This is a genomic window from Streptomyces sp. NPDC001536 (assembly GCF_042894505.1).
Lineage (GTDB): Bacteria > Actinomycetota > Actinomycetes > Streptomycetales > Streptomycetaceae > Streptomyces.
Genome location: NZ_JBIAVQ010000006.1, coordinates 155,867 through 181,018 on the forward strand (window position 1 = coordinate 155,867; position 25,152 = coordinate 181,018).

General features: G+C 71.5%; 23 protein-coding genes and 1 riboswitch. Of the genes, 5 read left to right on the plus strand and 18 right to left on the minus strand.

Annotation, left to right across the window (positions count from 1 at the left end; translation table 11 throughout):
* Positions 1 to 25: 25 nt before the first annotated feature.
* Positions 26 to 1,054 carry an L-threonine 3-dehydrogenase gene (tdh, locus tag ACFY0U_RS18610; protein WP_388636559.1) on the minus strand — a complete coding sequence of 343 codons (1,029 nt, stop codon included), beginning with the start codon at positions 1,052 to 1,054 and terminating at the stop codon, positions 26 to 28.
* 235 nt (positions 1,055 to 1,289) lie between these two features.
* Here tdh and ACFY0U_RS18615 point away from each other — a divergent pair, with 235 nt between their 5' ends.
* Complete coding sequence (locus ACFY0U_RS18615) at positions 1,290 to 1,898, plus strand: GPP34 family phosphoprotein (RefSeq protein ID WP_388636561.1); 609 nt, start codon at positions 1,290 to 1,292, stop codon at positions 1,896 to 1,898.
* A 72-nt stretch (positions 1,899 to 1,970) separates the two neighbouring features.
* Here ACFY0U_RS18615 and ACFY0U_RS18620 read toward each other — a convergent pair whose 3' ends face one another.
* From ACFY0U_RS18620 to ACFY0U_RS18650, 7 genes are all read right to left on the minus strand, one after another.
* A complete protein-coding gene (locus tag ACFY0U_RS18620) occupies positions 1,971 to 2,546 on the minus strand; it encodes a GAF domain-containing protein (protein ID WP_388636563.1) in 576 nt (191 codons plus the stop codon).
* 61 nt (positions 2,547 to 2,607) lie between these two features.
* Positions 2,608 to 3,207, minus strand: a complete 600-nt coding sequence (locus tag ACFY0U_RS18625) for an ATP/GTP-binding protein (RefSeq protein WP_388636565.1) — start codon at positions 3,205 to 3,207, stop codon at positions 2,608 to 2,610.
* Positions 3,185 to 3,556: a DUF742 domain-containing protein gene (locus ACFY0U_RS18630; protein WP_353691341.1), complete on the minus strand. Its 372-nt coding sequence runs from the start codon at positions 3,554 to 3,556 to the stop codon at positions 3,185 to 3,187. Before ACFY0U_RS18630 ends, ACFY0U_RS18625 begins: the two co-directional genes overlap by 23 nt.
* Positions 3,557 to 3,558: 2 nt before the next feature.
* Positions 3,559 to 3,993 (minus strand): roadblock/LC7 domain-containing protein, encoded by a 435-nt coding sequence (locus ACFY0U_RS18635; RefSeq protein ID WP_046257445.1) that lies wholly within the window; start codon positions 3,991 to 3,993, stop codon positions 3,559 to 3,561.
* A 68-nt stretch (positions 3,994 to 4,061) separates the two neighbouring features.
* On the minus strand, positions 4,062 to 6,182 hold the full coding sequence (locus tag ACFY0U_RS18640; protein ID WP_388637191.1) for a sensor histidine kinase: 2,121 nt from the start codon (positions 6,180 to 6,182) through the stop codon (positions 4,062 to 4,064).
* A gap of 514 nt (positions 6,183 to 6,696) precedes the next feature.
* A complete protein-coding gene (locus ACFY0U_RS18645; RefSeq protein ID WP_388636568.1) occupies positions 6,697 to 7,932 on the minus strand; it encodes an MBL fold metallo-hydrolase in 1,236 nt (411 codons plus the stop codon).
* Between the two features lie 86 nt (positions 7,933 to 8,018).
* The gene (locus ACFY0U_RS18650) at positions 8,019 to 8,843 is read right to left on the minus strand and encodes an MOSC domain-containing protein (protein WP_388636570.1); all 825 of its coding nucleotides are present in this window, start codon (positions 8,841 to 8,843) and stop codon (positions 8,019 to 8,021) included.
* Positions 8,844 to 8,996: 153 nt separating this feature from the next.
* Between ACFY0U_RS18650 and ACFY0U_RS18655 the strand changes: the two genes are divergently transcribed.
* The 3 genes from ACFY0U_RS18655 to ACFY0U_RS18665 all read left to right on the plus strand — a co-directional run bounded on the left by ACFY0U_RS18655 (position 8,997) and on the right by ACFY0U_RS18665 (position 11,379).
* Positions 8,997 to 10,175, plus strand: coding sequence for a Glu/Leu/Phe/Val dehydrogenase dimerization domain-containing protein (locus tag ACFY0U_RS18655; protein WP_388636572.1), 1,179 nt, complete (start codon positions 8,997 to 8,999; stop codon positions 10,173 to 10,175).
* A 97-nt stretch (positions 10,176 to 10,272) separates the two neighbouring features.
* The gene (locus tag ACFY0U_RS18660) at positions 10,273 to 10,893 is read left to right on the plus strand and encodes a TetR/AcrR family transcriptional regulator (protein ID WP_388636574.1); all 621 of its coding nucleotides are present in this window, start codon (positions 10,273 to 10,275) and stop codon (positions 10,891 to 10,893) included.
* Between the two features lie 72 nt (positions 10,894 to 10,965).
* A complete protein-coding gene (locus tag ACFY0U_RS18665; RefSeq protein WP_388636576.1) occupies positions 10,966 to 11,379 on the plus strand; it encodes a hypothetical protein in 414 nt (137 codons plus the stop codon).
* A 33-nt stretch (positions 11,380 to 11,412) separates the two neighbouring features.
* On the opposite strand, the gene ACFY0U_RS18670 is transcribed toward ACFY0U_RS18665, so the two are convergent.
* From ACFY0U_RS18670 to ACFY0U_RS18705, 8 genes are all read right to left on the minus strand, one after another.
* Entirely contained in the window at positions 11,413 to 12,168 is a 756-nt protein-coding gene (locus ACFY0U_RS18670) for an SIMPL domain-containing protein (protein WP_388636578.1), read from the minus strand.
* Positions 12,169 to 12,299: 131 nt separating this feature from the next.
* Complete coding sequence (locus tag ACFY0U_RS18675; RefSeq protein WP_388637193.1) at positions 12,300 to 13,085, minus strand: SGNH/GDSL hydrolase family protein; 786 nt, start codon at positions 13,083 to 13,085, stop codon at positions 12,300 to 12,302.
* A 144-nt stretch (positions 13,086 to 13,229) separates the two neighbouring features.
* Positions 13,230 to 13,952 (minus strand): DUF6250 domain-containing protein, encoded by a 723-nt coding sequence (locus tag ACFY0U_RS18680; protein WP_388636580.1) that lies wholly within the window; start codon positions 13,950 to 13,952, stop codon positions 13,230 to 13,232.
* Entirely contained in the window at positions 13,936 to 15,846 is a 1,911-nt protein-coding gene (locus tag ACFY0U_RS18685; protein ID WP_388636582.1) for a hypothetical protein, read from the minus strand. The genes ACFY0U_RS18680 and ACFY0U_RS18685 overlap by 17 nt, the downstream gene beginning before the upstream one ends.
* A complete protein-coding gene (locus tag ACFY0U_RS18690) occupies positions 15,846 to 16,883 on the minus strand; it encodes a GDSL-type esterase/lipase family protein (RefSeq protein WP_388636584.1) in 1,038 nt (345 codons plus the stop codon). Before ACFY0U_RS18690 ends, ACFY0U_RS18685 begins: the two co-directional genes overlap by 1 nt.
* Positions 16,880 to 19,603 carry a Tat pathway signal sequence domain protein gene (locus ACFY0U_RS18695; RefSeq protein ID WP_388636586.1) on the minus strand — a complete coding sequence of 908 codons (2,724 nt, stop codon included), beginning with the start codon at positions 19,601 to 19,603 and terminating at the stop codon, positions 16,880 to 16,882. Before ACFY0U_RS18695 ends, ACFY0U_RS18690 begins: the two co-directional genes overlap by 4 nt.
* A 211-nt stretch (positions 19,604 to 19,814) precedes the next feature.
* Complete coding sequence (locus tag ACFY0U_RS18700; RefSeq protein WP_388636588.1) at positions 19,815 to 20,792, minus strand: peptidoglycan DD-metalloendopeptidase family protein; 978 nt, start codon at positions 20,790 to 20,792, stop codon at positions 19,815 to 19,817.
* A 4-nt stretch (positions 20,793 to 20,796) separates the two neighbouring features.
* Positions 20,797 to 20,980, minus strand: a riboswitch (cyclic di-AMP (ydaO/yuaA leader).
* Between the two features lie 290 nt (positions 20,981 to 21,270).
* Positions 21,271 to 23,355 carry an alpha-galactosidase gene (locus ACFY0U_RS18705; RefSeq protein ID WP_388636590.1) on the minus strand — a complete coding sequence of 695 codons (2,085 nt, stop codon included), beginning with the start codon at positions 23,353 to 23,355 and terminating at the stop codon, positions 21,271 to 21,273.
* Between the two features lie 170 nt (positions 23,356 to 23,525).
* Between ACFY0U_RS18705 and ACFY0U_RS18710 the strand changes: the two genes are divergently transcribed.
* Positions 23,526 to 24,323: a tyrosine-protein phosphatase gene (locus tag ACFY0U_RS18710; RefSeq protein WP_388636592.1), complete on the plus strand. Its 798-nt coding sequence runs from the start codon at positions 23,526 to 23,528 to the stop codon at positions 24,321 to 24,323.
* A gap of 13 nt (positions 24,324 to 24,336) precedes the next feature.
* Here ACFY0U_RS18710 and ACFY0U_RS18715 read toward each other — a convergent pair whose 3' ends face one another.
* Both ACFY0U_RS18715 and ACFY0U_RS18720 read right to left on the minus strand, forming a co-directional pair.
* Positions 24,337 to 24,459, minus strand: a complete 123-nt coding sequence (locus ACFY0U_RS18715; protein WP_388636594.1) for a DUF6126 family protein — start codon at positions 24,457 to 24,459, stop codon at positions 24,337 to 24,339.
* Positions 24,456 to 25,067 carry a helix-turn-helix domain-containing protein gene (locus tag ACFY0U_RS18720; protein ID WP_388636596.1) on the minus strand — a complete coding sequence of 204 codons (612 nt, stop codon included), beginning with the start codon at positions 25,065 to 25,067 and terminating at the stop codon, positions 24,456 to 24,458. The genes ACFY0U_RS18715 and ACFY0U_RS18720 overlap by 4 nt, the downstream gene beginning before the upstream one ends.
* Positions 25,068 to 25,152: the final 85 nt, after the last annotated feature.

Sequence of the window (25,152 nt, forward strand, 5' to 3'; positions counted from 1 at the left end):
AGAAGCTCCTGAAGCTGTATGGGAGTTACGCGTTCCAGTCGAGGATGACCTTGCCGCCGCGGCCGCTCGCCGCGTCGGCGAAGGCCGCCTCGAAGTCGCGGTAGCCGTACCGGCCGGTGATCACGGGGGCGAGGTCGAGGCCGCCCTCCAGGAGCACCGACATCGCGTACCAGGTCTCGAACATCTCACGGCCGTAGATGCCCTTGATGGTGATCATCGAGGTGACGATCCGCGCCCAGTCGACCGGGAACTCCTGCGAGGGCAGGCCGAGCATGGCGATCCGGCCGCCGTGCGTCATGTTGGCGATCATGTCGCGCATCGCCTCGGGCCGGCCGGACATCTCCAGGCCGATGTCGAAGCCCTCGCGCAGCCCCAACTCCCGCTGTCCGTCGGCGATCTGATGATCCGCCACATTGAGCGCGAGGCTCACACCGATCTTGCGGGCCAGCTCCAGCCGCTCCTCGCTGACGTCGGTGATCACGACGTTGCGGGCACCCGCGTGCCGGGCGACCGCGGCGGCCATCAGTCCGATGGGACCGGCCCCCGTGATGATGACGTCCTCGCCGACCAGCGGGAACGACAGCGCGGTGTGCACGGCGTTGCCGAACGGGTCGAAGATCGCGGCGACGTCGAGGTCGACGGGGACGCGGTGCACCCAGACGTTGGCGGCGGGCAGGGCGACGTACTCCGCGAAGGCGCCGTCGCGTCCGACGCCCAGCCCGACCGTGGCCCGGCACAGGTGGCGGCGCCCGGCGAGACAGTTGCGGCACTTGCCGCACACCAGGTGGCCCTCGCCGCTGACCCGGTCGCCGACGGCGATGTCGGTGACGTCCCGCCCGGTTCCGACGACCTCGCCCACGAACTCGTGCCCGAGCACCAGCGGCGTACGGATCGTCTGCCGCGCCCAGCCGTCCCAGGAGCGGATGTGCAGATCGGTGCCGCAGATGCCGGTGCGCAGCACCTTGATCAGCACGTCGCCGGGTCCGACGGCGGGCTCCGGGACGTCCGCGAGCCACAGCCCGGGTTCCGCCTTCTCCTTGACCAGCGCCTTCAACGCTACGGCTCCTGTGGGTGCGATCCCCGTGCGCGGGCATACCGAGGAAGCCCGCGTCCGGGGAGAGGGGTGGGATCGCGTAGCAATCTGCCGTACGGCACCGCCCCGGGTCCATCGAGGTTTTCTTAACCCGCGCCGCAGCTCCGCTTCACGCCCGCCGTTCTCGGCGGGAACACCGGACCCGGGATGCCCGTTGGTACCCGCAGGGACGCACCGCACCGACGGGGAGCCGCACATGAACACCGCACGTGATCTCGCTGTACTCGCTCTGGCCGCGTCGTCCGACGCCCCGGTCGAGCAGGGCGATGTCTCGCTCGCCCTCGCGGGTGCCGAACTGCTGGATCTCGTCGAGGCCGGAGCGCTCGCCGTCGACTCCGACCGCATCGTGCCCGGGGCGCCGCCGGAGACCGGGGACCGCCTGCTGGACGAGGCCGCCGCGACGTTCGTACGACAGGAGCCGTACGAGTCGGTCGAGGACTGGCTGTGGCGGCGGGGCGAGGGGCTGTCCGCGGCCTACTTCGCCGCCCTGGAGTCGGACGGCTTGGCGACTCGGACACAGGCGCGCCGCATCCCGGTGCGCACCGGGCGAACCGTAGTGCTCGACTCCCCTGAGCGGACCCGCGCCGAGGAGCGCCGGGCTTCGGCCGAGCCCGTCTTCGCCGCGCTGGCCACCGCCGCCGGGCTCCAGGACGAGCAGCCGGAAACCCTTGAGGACCTGACCGACGACACGGTCACGGCCGTGCTGGCGGCCGTCGGGGACGCGGTGATGGAACTGGAGGGCGTACGCCAGCGACGGGCGATAGAGAGCTCCGCGTTCGACAACATCTGGCGGGGCGGGGTCTGAGCCCACGGCTCACGGCTCACGGCTCACGGCTCACGGCTCACGGCTCACGGCTCACGGCTCACGGCGAGGGATTCAGAGCGGAAGGCCGTCCGCCTCCATCCGCTCCAGTCTCGCGACGAGTTCCGCCGCCGACGACTTGATGGTCTCCAGGCCGGGCCTCCCCCAGGGCCGCGGCTCCACATCGACGACGCACACCGTGCCGAGGACCATCCCGGTTCTGTCGATGAGGGGTGCGCCCAGGTAGGAGCGGATGCCGAACTCGTCGACGACCGGGTTGCCGGCGAACCGCGGATAGTCGCAGACGTCCTCCAGGACCAGGGCCTTGCGGCGGACGACGACATGCGGGCAGAAGCCGTGGTCGCGCTCCAGATGGCGGCCGAGCTCCGGCTTGGTCTCGTCGGCGGGCACCACCGGCCGGGCGTCCGGGGTGTGCAGGCCGGCGAAGAACTGCCGGTTCTCGTCGATGAAGTTGACCATCGCGTACGGCGCCCCGGTCAGCCCGGCGAGCCGGTCCGCGAAGGCGTCGAGGGCCGGTTCCGGGCGCTCGCCCAGACCCAGCCCGTGCAGGCGCGCGGCCCGTGCGGGCGCCTCCTTGTCCTCGGGGGTGAGCAGCAGACGACCGGCGGGACGCACCGGGTCGTAGCTCATCGGCGGGTTCCGTCGCTGTGGGTGTGGGTCATATGCGGCTCCGTGGCGTCGGGTGCGGGGATCACATGTGGGCGCCGTGGCTCGACGCGGGTGCCGGAGCGTGGGCGATGAGATGCCGTACGAGGGTCAGCAGGGTCTGGACACCGGAGCTGGAGATCCGGGCGTCGCAGCGGACGATCGGGATCTCCGGGGCGAGGTCGATGGCGGTGCGGACCTCCTCCGGGTCATAGCGGTACGAGCCGTCGAACTCGTTGATCGCGACGATGAAGCCGAGACCGCGCTGTTCGAAGAAGTCGACGGCGGCGAAGCAGTCCTCCAGCCTTCGGGTGTCGGCGAGGATGACCGCGCCGAGCGCACCCTCGGAGAGTTCGTCCCACATGAACCAGAACCGCTCCTGCCCGGGCGTGCCGAACAGGTACAGCACATGTTCCGGGTCGAGGGTGATCCGGCCGAAGTCCATGGCCACGGTCGTCTCGACCTTGTTCTCGACCCCGTCGAGGTTGTCGGTCGCGGCGCTGACCGTGGTGAGCAGCTCCTCGGTGCTGAGCGGCGCGATCTCGCTGACCGCGCCCACGAAGGTCGTCTTGCCTACTCCGAACCCTCCCGCCACCAGGATCTTGAGTGCGGTGGGGAAGGGGTCAGAGCTGTCGTCGTAGTCCATCGAGCACTGCCTCCAGAAGGGCCCGGTCAGTCGGGTTGTGGGTGAACTCGGGGGGCTTGGTGGTGAGCGCCCCGCAGTCGACGAGGTCGGACAGCAGCACCTTGGTGACGGCCGCCGGCAGCTTCAGATGGGCGGCGACCTCGGCGACCGAGACGGGCGCCCGGCACAGGTCGAGCGCCTGCGTGTGTTCGAGGCCGAGATAGCCGAGGGGGGTGGCTCCGGTGACCATCACCTGGGAGAGCAGGTCGAGCGCGATGGTGGGCCTGGTGCGGCCGTTGCTGACCGTGAAGGGGCGCACCAGGCGTCCGGCCGCGTCGTCGAGCCAGGGCCCGTCGCCGGCCGCCGCCACGCTCAAGGCCTCATCGCCGTCGGTTCGCCTGCGTGCTGCCGGGGTGCGGTCACCAGATAGGGGCGCACGCTCTTGACCAGCATCGCCATCTCGTAGCCGAGGACGGCGGCGTCGGCCTCGCGCCCCGCGAGCACGGCGAGACAGGTGCCGGACCCCGCGGTGGTCACGAACAGCAGGGTCGAGTCCAGTTCGACGACCACCTGGCGGACGTCTCCGCCGTCCCCGAAGCGGACCCCGGCGCTGCGGCCGAGGGAGTACAGGCCGGAGGCCAGGGCGGCCATGTGGTCGGCGCTGTCGGTGTCGAGACCGTGGACCGACTTCACGAGCCCGTCGCAGGACAGGAGTACCGCGCTGGTGGTGTGCGGCACGCGCTGCACGAGGCCGCTCATCAGCCAGTCGAGATCGGATACATGGCCGGTCGGCGCTTCGCTCGCCATGGTGGATCGACTCCTTGAGGTACGAAGGTCTGCGGGAGCGCTGGGGGGTGGGGTGGAAACGGGGGTGGTCATCCGGCTGTTGCGCTCCCGTCGTGCCGGGTGGGGGTGTGGTCGGGGCGGGCCGCGGACCCGCCGTCGTGCGCGCCGCGCACCTCGGCTATCCGGCCCGGGTCCATGGCGGGGACGTCCTGGGGCGACATGTCCCGGTGGGGGGCGTCCGGGTGCGCGAGGTCCAGGGGTGCGGGGGCGGGGTGCGGTACGCCGAGGTACGTGGACCCCGTCCCGTCCGTGTCGAAGCGCACGGCCTCCATGTGCGGGGCCTCCGGGTGGCCCGCGTCGGGGTGGGGCGCCCCGGTGTGCTCGGCCTCCAGGTGCTGCTGTGCCTCGGCGAGGCCGATGCCGCGCTGGAAGGCCGCCATCAGACCCGGGTCGTGACCGGCGAGGTGGTCCGGCTCGGGACGCGGTGCCGCCGGGCCGTCGCGCAGCTGGGGTGCGATGTGTTCCTGGGCGCGGCGGCGGGGCAGTTGGGGCTTGCCCATGGTGCCGCGGACGGTGCCGGTGCGCGGGGTGGGCGGTCCGACGGTGCGTTCGGCGACGCGCTGCCGGTCGTCGGGGCGGATGCCGGGGACGGCTTCCGCGGGGTTGGGCCGCTCCTGGTGGGTGCCGCGCACGGGCAGCGGTACGGCCGCGCCGGTGTCGGGCGCCGGGGCGGCGGCTCGCGGAGCGTCGGGCTGGCGGCGCGGCGCGAAGGGTACGACGCGCTGGGCCCCGGTGTCGGCGACGGCACCGCCGTCAGCACCGGCTCCGGCGTACGGGTACTGCTGCGGTGGTACGGAGGTCCGCGGCCGATCCGTTCCCCCCTGCGGCGGCGCGGGCGGACCCGGCATGCCCGGGCCCGTCATGGGCGCCGGGGGCCGACCCGTTCCCGGACCGGGCGCTCCCGTCCCGCCAGGTGACCGCGGCATGGCGCCCGGGGCGTCCGGGTCCGTGCCCAACAGCCCCTGCGGTACGACGAGTACGGCCTGTACGCCGCCGTAGATGTTGGTCTGGAGCCGGACGTTGATGCCGTGCCGCCGGGCGAGCTGCGAGACCACGAACAGGCCGATCCGGCCGTCCGCGAGGAGGCTGCCCACGTTGACCTGGTCGGGGTCGGCGAGCAGGGCGTTCATCTTGTTCTGCTCGCCGACGGGCATGCCGAGCCCGCGGTCCTCGACCTCGACGGCGAGCCCGGAGGTGACGAGGTTGGCGCGCAGCAGGACCTGGGTGTGCGGGGCGGAGAACACCGTCGCGTTCTCGACCAGTTCGGCGAGCAGGTGGATGACGTCGGCGACGGCGTGCCCGCGCAGGGTGCCGTCGATGGGCGGCACGAGCTTGACCCGGGAGTACTGCTCGACCTCGGCGATGGCGGAGCGCAGCACCTCCGTCATGGAGACGGGGTGGCTCCACTGCCGGCGGGAGACGGCCCCGCCGAGCACGGCGAGGTTCTCGGCGTGCCGCCGGATGCGGGTGGCGAGGTGGTCGACGTGGAAGAGGCCCTTGAGCAGGTCGGGGTCCTCGATCTCGTTCTCCAGCTCGTCGAGGATGGAGATCTCCCGGTGCACCAGGGACTGGAGGCGCCGGGCGAGGTTGAGGAAGACCTCCAGCTTCTGCTCGCTGCCCGCCTGGCTGGACAGCTGGGCGGCCTGGACGACCGCGGTGACGGCCCCTTCGTGGGCGCGGGACAGGTCGGCGGCGAGCAGTTCGAAGTCGTCGGCGTCCTCGGGGGGACCGCCGCGCGGCTTGCGCTGGGGCGGTCCGTCGCCGCGGCGCAGCGCCTCGACGAGGGCGCGCAGGTCCGCCTCGCCGCGCGCGCTGGTGCGGCGCAGGGCGCCGATGCGGTCGCTGACCGCCGTGGCCGCGCGGTCGGCGGCCACGGCGGCGATGAGGACGGCGGCGAGGGTGACCGAGAAGGCGCCGGCGAGCACGCCCCACAGGGTGAGACCGGGCTGTGCGCCGGTGGAGCGGACCGTGAAGAGGACGGCTGCCGAGGCGCTGAGGGCGACCGCGATGGGCGGCAGCACGGCGAGCCGCAGCAGCTGTGGCCGTATGTGCGTCTCGGGCAGCGCGGGTACGGGCCGGGCGGCCGGCCTTCCGTGCCGGCCGCCTTCGCGGCGGTCTGCGCGGGTCGCCGGTGCGCGGAGCTGAGCCATCGGTGTCCTCGTACTGGTGGTCCGTCGGGCCTGGTCGGCGGGCGGGCTCGGCCGGCCGCGGCCGGGCTCCCGTGGTCCGGTGCGCGCTCCCGCCGGTTCCCTGGTGCGCTCGCTGCGGGCGGAGCGCACTCCGACGCGGTCGTCGGTCACCGGTGTCCCCCGGTGCCCGGTCGCGGTCGAGCTGGGGGGATCCCCATCGCGTCGACTCCCTCCTCCGGCTGCGCCATCGCTGCGTCGGTCGAGAGCGCCGAAAAAGATCGGCCCTGCGTCGCCCGACGGACACTCACAGTAGTCGGCAACGCATCATGTGCGGTGGGCAGTTGACAAACTCGTACGGAGAGGGTCCCGCTCTGGTATGAGGTCTCGTACGACAGCCCGATAGGCTCCTCAGCAGTCCGTTCCGGAACGACCGGACTTCGATCGAACCTGGTCAGAAGCGGTCATGCGCAGACGGCGAGGGCCGGAGAGCGTGATGCTCTCCGGCCCTCGCCGTCAGTCGTCCTCCGGCCTGGGATCAGCCCGCGGGCACGGTCTCGGGCTCGCCGGTGCCCTCGGTCGCGGCACGGGGAAGGTCACGGGCCGTGTCGGTCGCCGGACCCGCCTCGGTGCCCACGCCGTCCGCGGGCCACCCGCCCGCCGGCGCCGACGCGACCCCGCGCCACCACGGCTCGCCGGGCACGGTCTCGGCGGTGGGCTCGAAGGGCTCGCCCGGCCGGGGCAGGGCGACCGAGGCCCCTTCCCTGCGGGCGGCTGCGAGCGTGCCCTCGCCCGGGTCCGCCCACGCGTGCGTGGCGAGGTTGAAGGTGGCCCAGTGGATCGGCAGCATCGGTCCGGCCGACGGTCCGCCCTGGAGGTCGAGGTGGGCGCGCATGCCCTCGTCGGGCGTCATGTGGATGTCGGGCCAGAAGTCGCTGTACGCGCCGATCTGGATCATCGTGGCGTCGAACGGGCCGTGCTCGGCGCCGATGTCCTTGAAGCCCTCGAAGTAGCCGGTGTCACCGCTGTGGAAGACCCGGTGCCGCTCGCCGGCGACGACCCAGGAGGCCCAGAGGGTGTGCTGGGTGTTGCGCAGACCGCGGCCGCAGAAGTGGCGGGCCGGGGTGGCGGTCAGGGTGAGGCCGCCGACCTTTGTCGCCTCGTGCCAGTCCAGCTCGCGCAGGCGGTCGGCGGAGACGCCCCAGTGCTCCAGGTGGGCGCCGACGCCGAGCGGCACCGCGAACAGGGTGTCGGTGCCGGCCAGTGCCTTGATGGAGGGCATGTCCAGGTGGTCGTAGTGGTCGTGCGAGATGACGACCACGTCGACCGGGCCGAGCGCGGCCAGCGGCAGGGGGACGGGGTGGAGGCGTTTGGGCCCCGCGAAGGGGAACGGGGAGCAGCGCTCGCCCCACACCGGGTCGAAGAGCACCCGCTGTCCGTCGATCTCCGCGAGCACGCTGGAGTGCCCCATCCAGGTCAGCCGCAGTCCGGTGGCGGGCGGCCGGGCGATGTCGGCGAGGGTGGTGGGGTGCACGGGGATGCGGCCGCCGGGGGCGCGGCGGGGCCGCTCGTCCTTGTCGAAGAAGACCTTCGCGAGTTCCACCGTCGAGCCGGAGGGCCGGATGCGGGCGGTGCCGCCCGGGTTCTGGAAGACCCCGTCCTTGAAGTGCGGCGATCTACGGATGCGCGCGAGGCGCTCACCGCTCGGGTCCACGCCGAAGGCCGCGGGCTGCAACGCGCGGAGCCCGGAGCTCAGGGAACGGAAACCGGACACGGTACCTCCAGGTGGAGTCGGTGAGGCATTCCATTATGGTCGCCCTCTCCGACAAACCGGGATCGCCCTGGTCACGGCCGCGTGAACTACACCTCGGAGTCCCCCCACGCCGTGACGTCGACCTCGTCACCGACCGCCAGCTTCCCCTGCCGCAGCACGGAGAACTTCACCCCGAACACGGTGCCGGCGGCGCCGCGGCGGTAGCCGGCCAGTGTGCGGATGGGTTCCGGGCCGCCCTTGGCGCCGCGCTCCTGGTCGACGAGGGTGACGGCACAGCGGACGGCGAGCTTGGCGTAGGCGAGCTCGGTGTCGCCGATCAGCACGCGGTGGGCGCGGTCCTCGGTGTGCGGGGTGTCCCAGCCGCCGATCACGATGTTGGGGCGGAAGCGGTTCATCGACAGGGATTCGCCGCCGCGCTCGGCGATCTTCTCGTTGAGCAGGTCGAGGCTGGACCGCGACAGCACGTGCAGGGCGCCGCTGTCGGCCCAGCCGGCGGTGCCCGGTGTCCTGCCGTCGGTCACCCGGTCGTGCTCGGGCGGTACCCGGACGAGCCTGCTCGGGACGCCGAGCACGTCGGTGAGCCACCGCGCCACCGAGTCGCCCTGGTCGATGCCCCGGAACGGCTTCCCGAACAGCTCGACGGGCCGGCGCGCTCCGGTGGTGTCGACGTCGACGGCCACTTCGCCATGGTCCGGCGCGCGCAGCGTGAGCCGCTCGCCGGCGGCGTCGATGCCGGGCAGGATCAGCGCGAGCCGCGGGTCGCGCCGCTGGGTCCGGAACACGCCTTCGTCGCTCACGACCATGAAGGCGCGGTCGTGGGCGAGTCCGGCCGGTGTCACCAGCGCCTCGCTCGCCGAGATCCCGGCGCATCCCTTGACCGGGTAGTACGACAACTCGACGACGTTCGCCACGCCCCGCCCCCCTCCGTCGACCAGTACGTTCCCAAAGGGAACGTAACAGCCCCGGCTCCGGGCCCGTCAACCGGTTTCGTTCCGCGTTGACAGCGCCCCGACCGCTTCCCAATACTGACTCACCATTCAGTAATCGACCAGGAGAAGCCCTCTATGACCACCCCCCTGATGTCGCTCACCTGGACCGACCACGTCACCGGCCGCCAGGGCTTCCTGGTCGTCGACCGGCTGGTACGCGGCGTGTCCAGCGGCGGGCTGCGCATGCGCGAGGGCTGCACCCTGGACGAGGTCACCGGGCTGGCCCGCGGCATGACGATGAAGGAAGCGCTGCACTACGACCCCGAGGGCCGCTACATCCCCCTGGGTGGCGCGAAGGGCGGCATCGACTGCGATCCCCAGGACCCGGCGGCGTACGGGATCCTCGTGCGTTTCCTGCGCGCGATGCGACCGTACGTCGAGAGTTTCTGGACCACGGGCGAGGACCTCGGTCTCACCCAGGACCTCGTGGACCGGGCGGCGGCCGAGGCGGGGCTCGTCTCCTCGATCCAGGCCGTGTACCCGCTGCTCGACGACGAGACGGCGGCCCGGCGGCGGCTCGCGGAGGCGTTCGCCGTCGAGGTGGACGGCATCGGGCTCGACGAGCTGGCCGGTGGCTGCGGAGTCGCCGAGTCGGTGCTCACGGCCCTGGACCGGGCCGGGGTGCCCTGCGCCGGGACGCGGGTCGCGGTGCAGGGGCTCGGCACGATGGGCGGAGCCACGGCACGGTTCCTCGCGCGCGCGGGACTGCACGTCGTGGCCGTCGCCGACATCAAGGGCACCATCGCCAACCCCGCAGGGCTCGACGTCGAGGCGCTGCTCGCCGCGCGGGACGCGTACGGCACCGTGGACCGTGCCGTGCTGCGCCCCGGCGACCGTGAACTGCCGGGCGACGCCTGGCTGTCCGCGGACGCGGAGGTGCTGGTACCCGCGGCGGTGTCGTACGCGATCGACGCCGCGAACCAGGGACGGATCACCGCCCGCTGGATCGTCGAGGCCGCGAACATGCCCGTCCTGCCCGCGGCGGAGGCGCTGCTGGCCGCGCGGGGCGTCACCGTGCTGCCCGACGTGGTCGTGAACTCCGGGACGAACGCCTGGTGGTGGTGGACCCTGTTCGGCGACATCGGCGCCGACGCGGAGGAGGCGTTCGCGCACACCCGGCGCGCCATGCGAGCCCTCGTCGAGCTGATGCTGGCCCGCGCGGAGGCCGACGGGACGTCACCGCGGGCCGCCGCGCACGCGATCGTCGCGGACCGGCTGCCGGTGATCGCGGAGCGGTTCGGGTGGTACCGGTGACGGGCGCCGTCGGCGGTTCGGCCCGTGCCCGTACCCGCCTCTGCCGGTGACAGCTGCCGCTCGGCGGTCCGAGGGCCGCCCTGGATAGGGTGGCCGCGTGGCGAGAGTGCGGTTGAGCGTGGCCGAGCGGCGCGAGGAGTTGCTGCGGGCCGCCGTCGAGCAGATCGAGGCGCGGGGCGTGGCGGCGGTCAGGATCGCCGACGTGGCCTCGGCGCTCGGGGTCAGCAACGCGCTGGTGCTGTACCACTTCTCGACCAAGGAGAAGCTGGTCGCCGCCGCGTTCGCCCACGCCGCCGAGGAGGACCTCGCACAGCTGCGCAAGCTGCTCGGCCGCCGCACGACCGCGCTGCGCCGGCTGCGGTCCGCCGTGCGCTGGTACGCCCCGACCGGCCAGGCCAAGGGCTGGCGGCTGTGGATCGAGGGCTGGGCGGCGGCACTGCGCGAGCCCGCGTTGCAGGAGGTCACCCGGGGCCTCGACAGACAGTGGAAGGCGGCGATCGCCGAGGTCGTCAGGGAGGGCACGGCCGCGGGCGAGTTCCACTGCCCCGACCCGGACGGCGCGGCCCTGCGCCTGACCGCCCTGCTCGACGGTCTCGCCGTACAGCTGACGTCCTACCCGGGCGCCGTGTCCCGGTCCCGCGCGCAGGAGTGGGTGGACGAGGCCCTGGCGCGGGAACTCGGCCTGGGAGCCGGGACGTTGAGCGCACAGGAGCGCTGAGGGGGCCGCACCGGCCTCGGGCACGGATCGGCGCCCCGCAACGGCAGATCGTCCACAGAGAGGGACCCGCCCGTGGCCTTACCGACGGCCCCACCTCCCCTGCCCGGCACGACGAAGGTGCTGTCCGTCGGACTGCACCCGCGGGTGCTCGACTACAGCCGGATGCCCGAAGGCGTCGACGAGGTGACCTTCACCGCCCGGATCGAGGCGGCGCACACCGCCCTGCGCGAGGCGGGATTCGATGTGGTGCCCTGTCTGATCGACACCGATCCGGACCGCTCCGAAGCGGCCGTGCGGGAACGGCTGCGAGCGGACACGTTCGGCTTGGCGATGATCGGGGGCGGCGTACGGATGGCGCCGGAGAACACCGTGCTGTTCGAACGGCTGGTCAATGTGCTCACCGAGGAGGTGCCCGGGATCCGGCTGTGCTTCAACTCGTCGCCGGAGAACACGGTCGAGACACTGCGGCGGTGGATACGGGCGTAGCCGCCCCGGGGTCCGTCCGCGCGGGGACGGTCCTCAGTCCAGTTCGTACACCGCCGTGACCGAGGCCGTCGCCCTGATCTCCCCAGGAGCGAGCGGCACCGCGCCGATGGCTTCCCCCGGCGCGTCCCCGGAGACCGGTGGCATCGGGAGGACGTATCCGGTGCCGCCCTCGCTGAGGGAGACGAGACGGCCGAGGCGGTGGCCGCCGAGCTCGGCGTACTGTGCGGCCTTGGCGTGGGCGTCCTGGTACGCGGCCTTGCGGGCGCGGGCCTGGAGCGGGCGGCGGTCGTCGAGGTCGAAGACGACGGAGTTGATGCGCCCCGCGTCGCCCGTGGCCTCGGTGACGGCCGTGAGCAGCGCGCCGGTGTTCGCCATCGTGCGCACCTTGACCGAGAAGGACTGTGCGGCCCGGTAGCCCGTCAGCGTCGACACGCCGTCCTGGTAGTCGTGGACGGGGCTGAGGGAGACGTTCTCGGTACGGATGTCCCGGTCGGCGATCCCCTGGGCACGCACCGCCTTCAGCAGTGCGTCGGCCGCCTCGTTCTGCGCGTCCAGCGCGGCCCGGGTGGTCTTGGCGGTGGCCTCCACCCCGGCGCCGACGACGGCGATGTCGGGCTCCGCGACGGCGCTGCCCTCGCCGGTCACGGTGACGGTGGCGGGCGCCGCCGCGACACGCACCGCGGGAACGGCACCGCGCGCGGCGGCGGCCCCCGGTGCGGCGGCGACGGACAGGCCGAGGGCCAGGAGGGTGACGGCGATCGCCATGACGGTCGTACGGGGAACGGGCATGCGCGTCCGGTCCTTCCGGGGTCGGGGGACGATGTGCGTCATCCCAACACCGGCTCCGGGACCGGACCGCGCACCACTCCCGCGCGGTCACCTCACTGGTCGAGCCGCCCGCACGCGCCCCCGCACGGACCTCACGCCACCGAGGCGATCCGCATCTTGATGTCGTCCGGCGACAGCGCGCCCTTGGCCGTCACATGGTCGCCCGAGGACTCCCCGCGCAGCCGCCGCCCGATCCACGGCACCAGGTACTCGCGCGCCCAGTGCACGTTGTCGCGCCGCACGTCGAGCGTGCCGCGCGGCGGCAGCGGGGGCCACGGCTGGTCGGGGTCGGCCGGAACCTCCAGGCCGAGCACCTGACCCGCGCGCAGCGCCACGCGTGTGTGCCCGTCGGCGGAGAGATGGAGCCGGTCGCCGTCCCAGGCCCTGCGGTCCTGGATGGTCTTCAGGGACCACAGGTCGAGGACGGGACAGCCGTAGCGGTCGGCGACCGCCCGCACATGTCCGTTGTACGTGGCGATCTTGCCGCGCAGATGCTTGAGCACGGGCACGCCACGGGTGTCGAACCCGGTCGTCACCATCACGGTGCCGCACGCCTCGGTGAGCCGGGCGATGGCCCGCTCGAAGCGCTCGGCGACCTCGTCGGGGTCGGTTCCTGGTCGGAGGATGTCATTGCCGCCGGCGCAGAAGGAGACCAGGTCCGGGCCGATCTCCACGGCCTTGGGAAGCTGGTCCGCCACGATCTGGTCGAGCAGCTTGCCACGAACGGCGAGGTTGGCGTACGTGAAGGCGCCCTCGGGCCGCCGGTCCGCGAGAAGTACCGCGAACCGGTCGGCCCAGCCGACGAACGCCCCGTCGGGGCCGGGGTCGCCGACGCCTTCGGTGAAGCTGTCCCCCACCGCAACGTACGACCCGATCACTGTTCTGCTGTCACTCTTCGAATCGTCTGCCACACCCGGCATGATTCCCCTTCGAATGTGACCTACGCGACCGTAAGGAAGGGTTGACGGGCGGTGAGATAAGCCACTCCTAAAGTGTTGACCAAGCCCGGAATACCTCTCCGATCAGCGATGTTGAGGGCTCAGCCGCCACACTCGGAAGTCGTTCAGACGGAAGTGGCTCCACGTGGTCCGGAAGGCGAAATGCCCACTGGTGTACGGCTCCGGGTCGGTGTAGTCGAAGACGAGCCGCCCGTTGTTCCACCACCGCTGGGTGGAGCCGTCGGAGACGATCCGCACCCGGTGAGGTTCGTTCGCCACGAGCAGCGGCTCGGTGTAGTCGTAGACCAGCGGACGGACCCCGGGCTCGCCGACGTACCGGCGCAGTCGGGTCGTGGTGTTGGTGTTGGCTCCGTAACCGACGTAATACGTCCTGAGGTTGTCGTACTCGGCCAGCGCTCCGTACCGCGGCGTGGCGAAGAGGTCCTCGGGGGACCGGGCGTCGACCGCGTTCCAGAAGTTGTTGAGGTCGGAGACCCGGTCGTTGACGCCGCCCTCGGACACGGGCGTGGCCGTGTACTCGATGACGTAGGGGCCTTCGAGCCGCTTCTTGAACCAGATCGTCGCGCCGGCCGGTACCTCGACCTCCAGGGTGCCGCGGGCGGCGGTGACGGTGCCGCCCTTCTCCAGTTCGACGGCCCACTGGCCGAGGCCGTGGCGGAAGTCGTCGTGGGCGATCAGACGGCCGCGGCGGTGCGCGGAGTGGGCGCTCGCGACGCCGGCGGGGGCGAGGGCGGCCAGGGCGGTGCCGGCCGCCAGGGCTCCGAATGCTCTACGCGTGGTCGTCACTTCGGACGGCTCCTTCCGGGAGGGTGATGGAGGGCTTCGGCACCCGGCGGGTCTCGGTGCCGAGGTAGTAGTCGGTGTACGTGGACTGGAGATAGCCGCGCACGGTCCAGCCGAGGCGGTACTCGGCGTTCTGCGCGAGTGTGTAGATGCGTGTCTTCGTCGGCTCGGTGGTGGTGTAGAGCCGCAGGGCGGTGTGGTCGGCGGTCTCGGCGAGGATCTCCTCGCGCCAGTCGCCGAGGAGGTCGCCGTAGAACGGGGTGGCGTTGCGGGCGCCGGAGACGACTCCGGTCGGCTCGAAGATCTTCGTGGTCGTCTCGGTCGCCGGGTCCCACTTCTCCACGTGCGTGTAGTCGAGGTTCTCCGAGGCCTTGTCGCCGTCCCACCAGATGCGGAAGTTGACGCTGGGCGTGGTCGTGGAGACCTTGCCGTCCTGGACGTTGCGGACGCCCGCGCCGGGGGCGGTGACGTCGGCGGTGGAGGTCCAGTACTCGTAGCCGGGATGGTTCGGGTCGATGTCGCCGGTGCTGCCGCGGCCGACGTCGATGTCCGTGTCGTTGACCCAGTCCGCCGGGTGCTGTCCGGTGACCAGTCGCTCGCCGGTGTCGGCGTCGTAGTAGTACCAGGGGAAGTTCGGGACGACGCCCAACTCGGCCTGCTGGATGGCGAATCCCTCCAGCCCTGGCCGGTCGGGGTCCAGGTCGGCGATGTGGAAGCGGTCGCCGTGCCCGGCGCCGTCGACGACGTACCGGAGCGTGCCGTCGCTGTTGACGACGTAGTTGCCGTCGGCGATCTCGTCCTTGCCGTCGAGGTCGACGTCGACGGTGCGGATCTGGTGGAAGCTGGTCGCGCCACTGGTGGAGGGGACGACGTACTTCCAACGCGGTGTCAGGTCGGTGCCGTCGAAGTCCCAGGTCTGGAAGAGGAGCCGGAAGGTACCGCGCCTGGCGCCGACTCTGGTGACCAACTTGGTGACCAGGCTGGGGTGTTCACCGTCGAGGTAGGCGATGCCGAAGTGGCCGCCGGAGGGTCCATCGGCGACGAAGTCGGCGGGGACGGGCTGCCGGGTGCGCTCGGTGCCGGTCAGGCCGTCGATGACGGAGACGAACTGGTTCGCGGGCGAGGCCGCGGTGACCCGGGAGCCGTCCGCGAAGGTGGTCCCGTCGGCCGTGTGCACCAGCACCTCGGCCCTGCCGTCACCGTCCAGGTCGAACACCGTGACGTTGTCGTCGTTGCGGTAGCCGCCGATCGCCGTGGAGCCGCTGATCGCCGCGGGCGCCGGGTCGTTGGCGCCGTTCCCGCCGACCTGTGTGTACGAGCCGGGCCCCTGGTCCACGCGCCACAGCCGCTCACCGGTCAGCGTGTACGCCTCCAGCAGGTCGGGCCTGTCACGGGTCCCGGACAGCCGGCTGACGACGATCTCGTACCGTCCGTCGCCGTCGAGGTCGCCGGGCCAGGCGTGCTGCACGGTGTAGCCGTCGGCGGTCGCGAGCGGGATCTCGGCGTAGCCCTGCGCGAAGTCGAGGGCGGCCGAACTCCGCTTCTGCTCATGCCCGTTGACGACGGCCCGCACGGTGTAGGTGCCCTTGCCGGGCGTGTTGTCCTGGTAGGTCGTCGACTTGGTGACCGGCGTACGGTTCAGCCGCCGCCCGTTCTTGTACACGTTGAAGGCGATGGCGTTCCCGTACCGGGCGTACTCGGTACCGAGCAGGCGCCAGCTCAGGAAGGTGCCCTCGCCCGAGCCGGAGGGTACGGCGACGAGTCCGCGGTCGAGGTTCTCGACCACCCGGCGCGGGGCGTCGTCAGCGGAGGCGTGTCCGGCGGGCGCGGAGAACAATCCGGCCAGCAGGGCCGCCGCGGCGACGGCGACGGTTCTTCGGCGGTGCAGGCGGCGCACTAGTGCTCCTTTGCGAGAAGGGTGATCAGTCGCTCGGCCACCTTGCGGTGACCCTGGACGCTGGGATGGACGGCTCCGTTGAAGTCGCCGTCGGCCGCGGAGATCCAGTCGGTCGTGTCGACGAACTCGGTCCGGGCGTCGGACAGTTCGGCCACGACGGCGGCGATGTCCTTGGCGTGGGTGCCGTTGAAGGGGCGCAGCGCGAGGATGCGCGCATGCGGTGCCGCGGTCCGTAGCCTGTCGAGATAGGCGCGGTAGGCGGCACGGAACTCGTCCGGGCCCCACGCGGTGTCGTTGGTGCCCTGGTTCACCACGATCACATCGGCCCTGCGGTCCAGATCCGCCCTGGACCCCGCGTAGTTCCAGCCGTAGGCGTCCGACGCCGTCGGCACTCCCCCGTTACCGGTCTGGAGCACGCCCTGCCGCCCGAACCCGACCTGGGTCAGGGAGGCGTGCAGAGCGTCGGCGACCAGGGTGGGGTAAGCGGCGGTGCCGTCGGCGCAGTCGGAGGTGTTCACGTCGCACAGGGCCATGACGCCCTGGGTGATGGAGTCGCCGTAGAACGTGAACGTCTTGCTGTGCCGGGCGTGTTGAGGCAGCAGATGCCCCTGGACTCCGGTGAGCACCACGCCGGTCTCCAGCGGTGGCGTCCACCGGTTGACCCGTGAGAAGACGTCCTTCACGGACAGCTCGACGGTGTGCGGCCCCCGTCCGAAGGCCTCGATCTCGATGTCGCCGCGGTCGACGGCGTACAGCCGCTTCGGGCCGCCGTCGACCGACACGTAGATCTGCGCGGGCACGGTGATCGACGAGACGTCGAAGAGGACGTGGACGCTGTCGCCGGTGAAGCGGAAACCCAGCCGGGACCCGGAGTTGACGGTGATCGCCGCCTCGGAGGTACGGCCCCAGTGCCCCTCGTAGGCGAGGCGCCGGTCATCGGGCCGTACGACGTTCGAGTCGTCGGACGCCATGACGGGCGGCACCGCCCCGACGACCAGCCCCGCGGCCACCGCCACGGTCAGGAAGGCACGTCTCATGACGGGATCCGGTCTCCGATCAGGGCCAGGTTCTGGATCGCGGCGAGGGCCCACTGGGCCGAGGAGTTGGTGGAGATCCACGGGATCTCCTCGGTGGTGCGCAGGACGGCCGGCGTCTTGACGGTGACCGGGTTCCAGTCGTTGGAGGGGAAGTAGGTGTCGCTGCCGGTGTAGAACTCGTTCCACGCCCGCTTGGCGAGCGTGGCATCGTCCTGGTGGTGCGCCGCGTAGGCGGTGATCCGGGAGTGGGCGGCGGGCAGCGCCGACTTCCAGGTGGAACCGGTGAGTTGGCGCTTCTGGGCGTCCGTGCCGTTGTAGTACCGCGCGTAGTTCAGCCACGCGGTACGGAACTCGGGCTCCTCGTCGCCGAACAGCGACACGAGTTCGCTGTTGGTCTCGACGAGCCCGAAGACGGCGCTCAGATGCGACACGCTCACGGCCGTGCTGGTGGTGACGGCGAACCTGCCGGTGTCCGCGTCGAGCAGCCCCGTCCCGGTGAAGAACCCGTTCGGCTGGGCGGCGATCGTCCGCACCGAGTTGACCAGCTTGGCCTTCGCCTTCGCGGCGTTCGGGCCCTGCCGCTCCCACTCGGTGAGCCAGGCCGCCGAGATGCCGCCCCAGTCGGTGCCGAAGCCGACCGACAGCGCGTGCCGGTCGCCGGGCGTGTAGCCGTCGGTGCGGACCTTGCGCTGCGGGTCGACCTCCAGGAACGTCAGTTCCACGTCGACGAGTTCGCTCAGCAGGTCGCCGGTGCGCTCGTCGCCGGTGAGGAAGTAGTAGAAGCGGCGGTTGGCGGCCGTGGAGATACGGACCTGCTTGGCGCTGTCGGCCCAGTGCTGCACGCCGTGCCGGGTGCCGAGACCCGCCCACTTGCCGAGGTGGTAGACGTCGACCTCGCCGGTGTGCCGGGTCATGGCCTCCGCGAACCGGAAGACCTCGGCGGAGCCGGTGCGCAGGAAGTGGTACCAGAGCCAGAGGTCGGTGCCCAACTCCGAGTTGTCCCAGGCGAATCCGCCGACGTCGTAGCGCCAGACGTGCCGGTCGTTGTCGTAGGTGTGCTGGACGTCGCCGTAGTCCAGGAAGCCGTACCAGCGGTGCTGCTCGCGCTGGCCGACGTAGTAGGCGAACAGCGCGTCCAGGCGATCCTCGACGGCCGACCGGGCCTTGTCGGAACGGTCGACGGGCGCCCAGTCCCCGAACACCCCGGCGGAGTGCAGCCGTTGGGGGGTGGCGGTCAGGAGCGGCGGGGTCGCGGTGGCGGTGGCCTGGGCGGCGAGGACTGCGGCGGAAGGTGTCTTCTCCGTTGCCCAGAAGGTCAGTTCACTGGTCCGCGCGATGCCGTACGGCGTGCCGAAGCCGGGCTCGTAGTCCTCGTACGTGATCTCCAGACCGCCGTCGGACTGCTTCTCGTACGTGCCCTGCCCCAGGCCGTCGTGGTAGAAGCGCAGGTCGAGCGGCTGTGCCTCGGGCGAGTACAGCCACACGGTGGCCTCGGCGGCCTCCCCCGCGGCCCCGCGTACGTCGAGCTGGGCGGGGTGCCGCTGCCAGAAGTCCCTGAGGCCGAAGGAGAGTCCGCCGCTCGCGCCGCCGACGTAGCCGAGGCCGCCGGCGCGCCGACCGGCCGCCGCGTGGATCCAGCCGTAGCCCGCCTTGGTGCGCTTGCGGACGGTGTAGCCGTCGGCGTTGGGCTGGGTGAGGGTGTAGTCGCCCCAGGTCGGGATGTAGGCGAGACGGCTGGAGACGCGGGTGTCCCAGGTCGAGGTGTCCGGCAGTCGCGAGCCGGCGATCTGGGCGCTTCGCACCGCCGCGCCGGGGTCGCGGCGGAGCCCGGTGATGCCCTGGACGGCCTCGCTGAACAGTCCGCCGTCGGAGTCGGCGAAGCGTATGTGCCGGTCGTAGGGCTCGTCGCTCAGCGGCACGGTGAAGCGGACGCCGAGGCCGCGCAGGAAGTCCCCCTGGTCGGAGCCGGGCTTCTGCTCGCCGTCCCAGACGAAGGTGTGCACGAGGCGGAAGGACTCGCCACCGGCGAAGAAGGAGAAGCGCAGGGTGTACGGCAACCAGCCGCGGCCGCCGCTGCGGTGCCTGCCCTCGACGCGGACCACGGCCCGGACCGGACCGTCCTGCTCGACCTCGACCTTCTCGACCCGGCCGAGGAAGCGCGAGACGTCCGCCCCCTCCCGCACGGACTCCTGTCGCAGGGCGACCAGCTTCCCGTCCCGCGCGATCTCGGCCGACCCGCGCCGCACACTGCGTACGACGGTGTCGGAGCCCTTGGCGCCGAACACGGCCGTGATCACACCGGTCGACACCTCGACCCGGCCCCCGGTACGGGTGACGGTGACCTTCTGCTCGGGCGCGGCCGGGCTGCCCGCCGCGAGCTTGTAGGCGGAGGCCTTCGGGGCGCCGGGGGCGATCGCGTGCGCGGTCCACTTCACCGAGCCGTCGGGCCAGTGACCGGTGACCCAGCTCTGGACGGGGACGTCGTCGCCGGCGGCGGTCGTCAGCCGGAAGTCCTGCTCCGGCCGGTACGTCCCGCGCGCCCACGGCACGCCCCAGGTGGTACCGGCGTGGACCTCGGGCGTCGAGCCCTCCAGCCAGTGGAGTTCGGTGTCGTCCGCGTCGGCCGCTGCGGCGGTGCGGGACAGGGCCCAGGAGAACTGGGTCGCGGCGGCCGCGGTTGCGGCGCCTTTGATGACGGTGCGTCGGTCGACGCCGGGCACGGGGACCTCCGGATGATGCGGACAGAAAGCGCTTGCATCGCTACGGAGATCACTGTGTCCCCACCCTCCCCTCACTGTCGACGCTTTGGACAGCCGTGCCACAAGAACGCAACACGGTGATCATGAACCCGCAAGACCGGACAGCGAAGACACCGAAGGCCGGACCCGGGGATCGGGATCCGGCCTTCGGTGGCACAGAGGGAGGGCGGCGTCAGCTGACGGAGACGCCCTTCGCGCGGAGGTAGGCGACCGGGTCCACGTCCGAGCCGTAGTCCGGCGTGGTGCGGATCTCGAAGTGGAGGTGCGGGCCGGTCACATTGCCGGTCGCGCCGGAGAGGCCGACCTGCTGGCCCTCGGTGACGGTCTGGCCGGAGGACACCGAGAGCGAGGAGAGGTGGGCGTACTGGGCGTAGTAGCCGTCGGCGAGCTTGATGACGACCTGGTTGCCGTACGCGCCGCCCCAGCCGGCCGAGACGACCGTGCCCGCGCCGACGGCCTTGAGCGAGGTACCGGTCGGGACGACGAAGTCGACACCCGTGTGGTAGCCGCTGGACCACATGCTGCCGGACATCCGGTACGGGGTGCCGACGGTGGCGCCGGCCACGGGGAGAGTGAAGCCGCCGGCGCTGGCCGTCTCGCTGCTCTGCGTCGCCGCCGTCGTGTTCGACGAGGACGACTTGGAGGACTCGGTGGAGGCGGACGAGTCGGACGAAGAGGACTTCTGCTTCTCCGCCGACTTCTGCTTCTCCGCCGGCTGCTCCGCGCTCGCGGACTTCTCCGTGCTCGCCGCGGCCTTCTTGCCGATGGTGAGCTTCAGACCGGGGTGGATCAGCGACGGGTCGGAGCCGACGGCCTCACGGTTGTCCGAGTAGAGCTTCTTCCAGCCGCCGGTGACGTTCTGCTCGTCGGCGATCTTCGAGAGATAGTCACCGGACCGCACCGAATAGGTGCGCACGGTCGCGGTGTTCGCGGCGCTCTTCTTCTCCGCGGCCTTCTTCTCGGTGGCCGTCTTCTCGGCGACCGGAAGGGACTGGACGGCCTTTTCCGAAACGGACTGCGGGGTGGCCGCGTGGGCGCCTGCGGCACCCATCAGCGGGAGGGCGAGTGCGGCGCCACCCGTGCCGGCGACGGCGATCGAACGAGTGAGGCGCTGGGCCTTCGGACGGCGGTGCTTACCCTTCGCGGGCATGGCGAATTCCTCTCCGGCGCCTACGAGGTGAGCTGTCGGGTTCGGGCTGGAGATGCCCGGCCGCACCGAAATGCGACTTAACCCCTAGCCGTTCCGGAGACCGGAACAGGCGGTTGTACCTGTGGGTCCCCCGCTCCTGCCGTTCACGGGTGAGTTGTGCGGTCCCCGGGCGGCGGCAGGATTGGGCGTCCGTCCGGATTGATGGCGAACGTAAGCGAGCAAGACGCAAAGGGACAAGCGAGAGGTTCCACCTGAATGCGTTCCTCTTGATCCGCTGTGAGAATTACCGGTCACCCTGCGTGAATTACGCACGCCTCCCGCCATGCAAAACCCCAGGAAAAGAACGGGAATTACGTGAACATGACGGGCGACGCACGGTCACGGCTATGACGCTCCTCACGTGGCACATTCACAGCGTCCTTTATTCCAGAGCGAGTTGGAATGAAGGATGAGGAACGCGCCAATTCGGACAGACGACTCAGATGCGGCGCAGCCGGAGAACTGCCGCATCCAGGTCGCCGCGCAATCCGACGTGAAGTCCGTGATGCAGCAATACAGCACCCCTGTGAACTTCGCCCGTTTCGAGGCATTCGTACGACGCTGTCGGGTCGAGCCCGCGCAGCCGCAGCGCCGGTACGGGCTCGCCGTAGCTCTGCGCCTGGAGCCAGGCGAGGACGACGGTCTCGTCCCCGAGGACGTACTGGACGGCGCTGAGCCCGCCCCGCGGCGGCCGCAGCCGGTGGAGGTCACCGCGCTGCACCACGGGCCGGATCCCCTTGTAGAGATCCACCCACTGGCGGGCCTCGGCGAGCTCCGCCTCGCTCCACCGCGTGAGGTCGCCGCCCACGCCGAGCACCCCGGCCATGGCGCTGACGAACCGGAAGCGCAGCGAGCTGACCCGGCCGTTGAGCATGGCGTTCGGGCTGTCGGTCACCCAGGCGGCCATCACGCGCGCGGGGTGGATCTGACCGAAGCCGTGCTGGATGGCGAGCCGGTCCAGCGGGTCGGTGTTGTCGGAGGTCCACACCTGGTCCGTACGGCTCATGACCCCGAGGTCGATCCGGCCGCCCCCGCCCGAGCAGGACTCGAAGGCGACGCCCGGGTGGGCGGCGCGCAGCCGGTCCAACAGGGCGTAGAAGGCGTGCACATGGTCGATCCAGAGCCGCTGCGGGTAGGGGTCGCCGGGCCAGCCCGCGTCGGTGAAGCTGCGGTTGAAGTCCCACTTCACATAGTCGATCGGGGCGCTGGTCAGGAGCGCGTCGAGGTGACCCCAGAGGTACTCCTGGACGTCCTCGCGCGCGAGGTTCAGTACGAGCTGATTACGGAACTCCGTCCGCTTTCGTCCAGGTTGGTACTGCACCCAGTCCGGGTGCGCCCGGTACAGCTCGCTGTCCGCGTTGACCATCTCGGGCTCGACCCAGATGCCGAACTGCATGCCGAGCTCGTGCACGTGGTCGGCGAGGGGCTTCAGGCCGCCCGGGAAGCGGTCGCGGTTGGGCGTCCAGTCGCCGAGGCCCGCGCGATCGCTGGTGCGGGCGCCGAACCAGCCGTCGTCGACCACGAACAGCTCGACGCCGATCGCCGCGGCCCGCCGGGCGAGGGCGCCCTGCTGCTCCTCGGAGATGTCGAACTCGGTGGCCTCCCAGGAGTTGAACAGCACGGGCCGGTCCTGGTCGGCGCCCGGGATGACGTACGCCCGCTGGTAGGCGTGCCAGGCCCGGCTCGCCCCGCCGAAGCCGCCGTCGCTCCACAGGCCGGCGAAGACGGGCGTGGTGAAGGACTCCCCCGCCGCCAGCCGCAGCAGGCCCGACTCGTCGTGCCCGACCCCGCCGGTGATCTGCACGCGCGCGTCGGAGAGTTGGGCCACGGCGATGCGCCAGGAGCCGGACCAGCCGAGGGCGCAGCCGTAGACCTCGCCGCGCTCCTCGGTGGCGTCCGTGTCCAGCGCCACCCACGGCAGGTACTGGTGCCCGGTGTGCCCGCGGCGGCTGCCGATGACCTTCTCGCCGTAGGTGAGCGGCGCGCTGGTCAGCCGGGACTCGGCGGCCCAGCGGCCGTGCAGATGGGACAGCCGCCAGTCCTCGCGGTCGGGCAGGGTCCAGGTGGCGGAGTCGGCGCGCAGGAGTTCCATGGCCTCGGGCCCCTGGTTGTCCAGGGCCACCCAGCGCTCCACCACGTCGCCGCGCATCCGGTAGTGCAGCGTGATCGCCAGCCCGCCGTCACGGAACCGGAGCCGCAGCTCCTCGCCCTCCGGGTCGCCGGCGGTCTCGTACGACTCGAAGTTCCACTCGGTACCGCGCCGCTCGCCGGTCCGCACCGACAGTGCGGGCCGTACGAAGCGGGGGCCGCCCTCGACGGGATACTCCTCGCGGCCGTCGAGCGGCGACTCGAAGCCGCGTTCGGCGGGCAGGGGACGAGCGGCGAGTTCCTCGGCGTCGGCGAGCTCGATTCTCGCGCCCCAGTGGAGATGCAGCAGGACGTCGTCCCCGGTCAGGTGGACGGCATAACTGCTGGCAGGCCCGGAGAGAAGCCAGGTACGGCCGGTTTCGGAGATCTCCAGCATCAAATCCTCACAGATACAAACAGGTGCGCTCAAGTGCCAACATCATCAATGGCCACGAGCCCTGGGTGCAACGCCTGTGGACAACTGATTGCCCCAGGAACCGATGTCGTATCGTCGAGGAAGTGCCCGCCGACGAGCCGTGGCGGCGGGACCGGCCGGGAGGAGCCCCCGTGACGCAGCAGATCCCGTCGACCGAGCCAGAGCTGGTCGGTGTCCGCAACTTCCGGGACGTCGGCGGTCTGCCGACGGTGGACGGACGGCGGGTGCGGTACGGGGTGCTGTTCCGCAGCGGTCACCTGGCGCACGCGACCGACGAGGACGCGGCGTTCCTCTCCTCCCTCGGGCTGCACACGATCTTCGACTTCCGCAACACGTCGGACCAGAAGCTGGAGGGCCCCGACGTCGAGCTGCCGGGCGTGCGCAATGTGAACCTCCCGCTGAGCGACCCGGCGGACGGCTCGGAGTTCTGGAAGATGGTCCGGGACGGCGAGATAGAGCAGCTGCGCGAGATCCTCGGCGACGACAAGGCGGCGAACCGGATGATCGCCTCGTACCGCAAGATCGTGAAGGAGCGCACCGCCGAGCACTCCCGCGTCCTGCACTCCCTCGCCGAGGAGAGCGTCCCCGCGCTGATGCACTGCGCCGCGGGCAAGGACCGTGCGGGCCTGTCCATCGCCGTGACGCTGCTCGCCCTCGGCGTGGAGCGGGAGGCGATCCTCGCGGACTACCTGGAGTCGAACGCCAAGCACCGCCGCTACAAGGTGCACCGCAGCAGCAAGTCCACCGCCGCCTACTCCCCCGAGGTGATGGAGCTGCTCGGCCCCCTCTTCGACGCGCGTGCCGAGTATCTCCAGGCCGCGTTCGAGACGATCGAGGAGACCTGGGGCAGCGTCGACGCCTATCTGGAGCAGGGGCTGGGTCTCACCCCGGAGCTCCGGGAGCGGCTGCGCGAGCGGCTCCTGGACTGAGGGCCCGCCGGGTCTACTGCTGGGCGCCGAGCTCGAACAGCAGGTAGATGAAGGCCGCGAAGAGGTGCCCCACCGCGATGTAGATGATCAGCCGCACCCAGATGCCGCGCGGGAACTTCTCCTCCATGTCCTTCATGGCGTCTCTCCAGGGGTGGGGCCCAGGCACAGCGTGGCCGTGGGGCTCTGCAACAGGGTGTGGACGAAGAGCAGCTCGACCCCGTCGGGGTCCTGGGCCGCGATGCGGTGCGGGGTCAGCGAGTCGAAGTGCGCGCTGTCGCCCGCGGCGAGCAGGTGGGTGCTGTCCCCGAGGCGCAGCCGCAGCCGTCCGCCGAGGACGTACAGCCACTCCTCGCCGGGGTGGATCCGCACGATGTCGCCCTGCGAGCCGTGCGGGACGTGCACACGCAGCGCCTGCATGCCACGCCCCGGCGATCCGGCCTGCCAGTAGGTCCAGCCGCCGGCGGCGGTCGGTTCCATGTCGGCGGCGCGCACGACGGCGTCGCGTTCGGTGACCGTCTCGCCCAGCAGTTCCGAGACGGTCGTACCGTAGATGCGGGCGAGCGCGAGCAGCATCGGCAGCGAGGGCTGGCGCTGCCCGGTCTCCAGCCGGGACAGATGGGCGGGCGACAGCCCGGCGGCACGGGCCGCGGCCTCCAGGGTGAGGGAGGCGCGGCGCCGCAGCGCGCGCAGCTGCGGCGCGACGACGGGCAGACCGTCGGCCGGCTCGGTTTCCGGAGAGCTCATGCTCTCCATTCAGCCGGAGATTTGCCTCCGGGGCAATTTTCTTGCCTCAGAGGCAAACCGCAGGCAATCCGCAGGCGAACCGCAC

Coding starts and splice junctions, on each gene's coding strand:
- ACFY0U_RS18635 (WP_046257445.1), bottom strand. CDS start 3,993: ATGGCGAGCGAAGCGCCGACCGGCCATGTATCCGATCTCGACTGGCTG.
- ACFY0U_RS18690 (WP_388636584.1), bottom strand. CDS start 16,883: ATGAGACGTGCCTTCCTGACCGTGGCGGTGGCCGCGGGGCTGGTCGTC.
- ACFY0U_RS18620 (WP_388636563.1), bottom strand. CDS start 2,546: ATGAGCTACGACCCGGTGCGTCCCGCCGGTCGTCTGCTGCTCACCCCC.
- ACFY0U_RS18705 (WP_388636590.1), bottom strand. CDS start 23,355: ATGCTGGAGATCTCCGAAACCGGCCGTACCTGGCTTCTCTCCGGGCCT.
- ACFY0U_RS18700 (WP_388636588.1), bottom strand. CDS start 20,792: ATGCCCGCGAAGGGTAAGCACCGCCGTCCGAAGGCCCAGCGCCTCACT.
- ACFY0U_RS18640 (WP_388637191.1), bottom strand. CDS start 6,182: ATGGCTCAGCTCCGCGCACCGGCGACCCGCGCAGACCGCCGCGAAGGC.
- ACFY0U_RS18720 (WP_388636596.1), bottom strand. CDS start 25,067: ATGAGCTCTCCGGAAACCGAGCCGGCCGACGGTCTGCCCGTCGTCGCG.
- ACFY0U_RS18615 (WP_388636561.1), top strand. CDS start 1,290: ATGAACACCGCACGTGATCTCGCTGTACTCGCTCTGGCCGCGTCGTCC.
- ACFY0U_RS18655 (WP_388636572.1), top strand. CDS start 8,997: ATGACCACCCCCCTGATGTCGCTCACCTGGACCGACCACGTCACCGGC.
- ACFY0U_RS18670 (WP_388636578.1), bottom strand. CDS start 12,168: ATGCCCGTTCCCCGTACGACCGTCATGGCGATCGCCGTCACCCTCCTG.
- ACFY0U_RS18625 (WP_388636565.1), bottom strand. CDS start 3,207: ATGGACTACGACGACAGCTCTGACCCCTTCCCCACCGCACTCAAGATC.
- ACFY0U_RS18715 (WP_388636594.1), bottom strand. CDS start 24,459: ATGAAGGACATGGAGGAGAAGTTCCCGCGCGGCATCTGGGTGCGGCTG.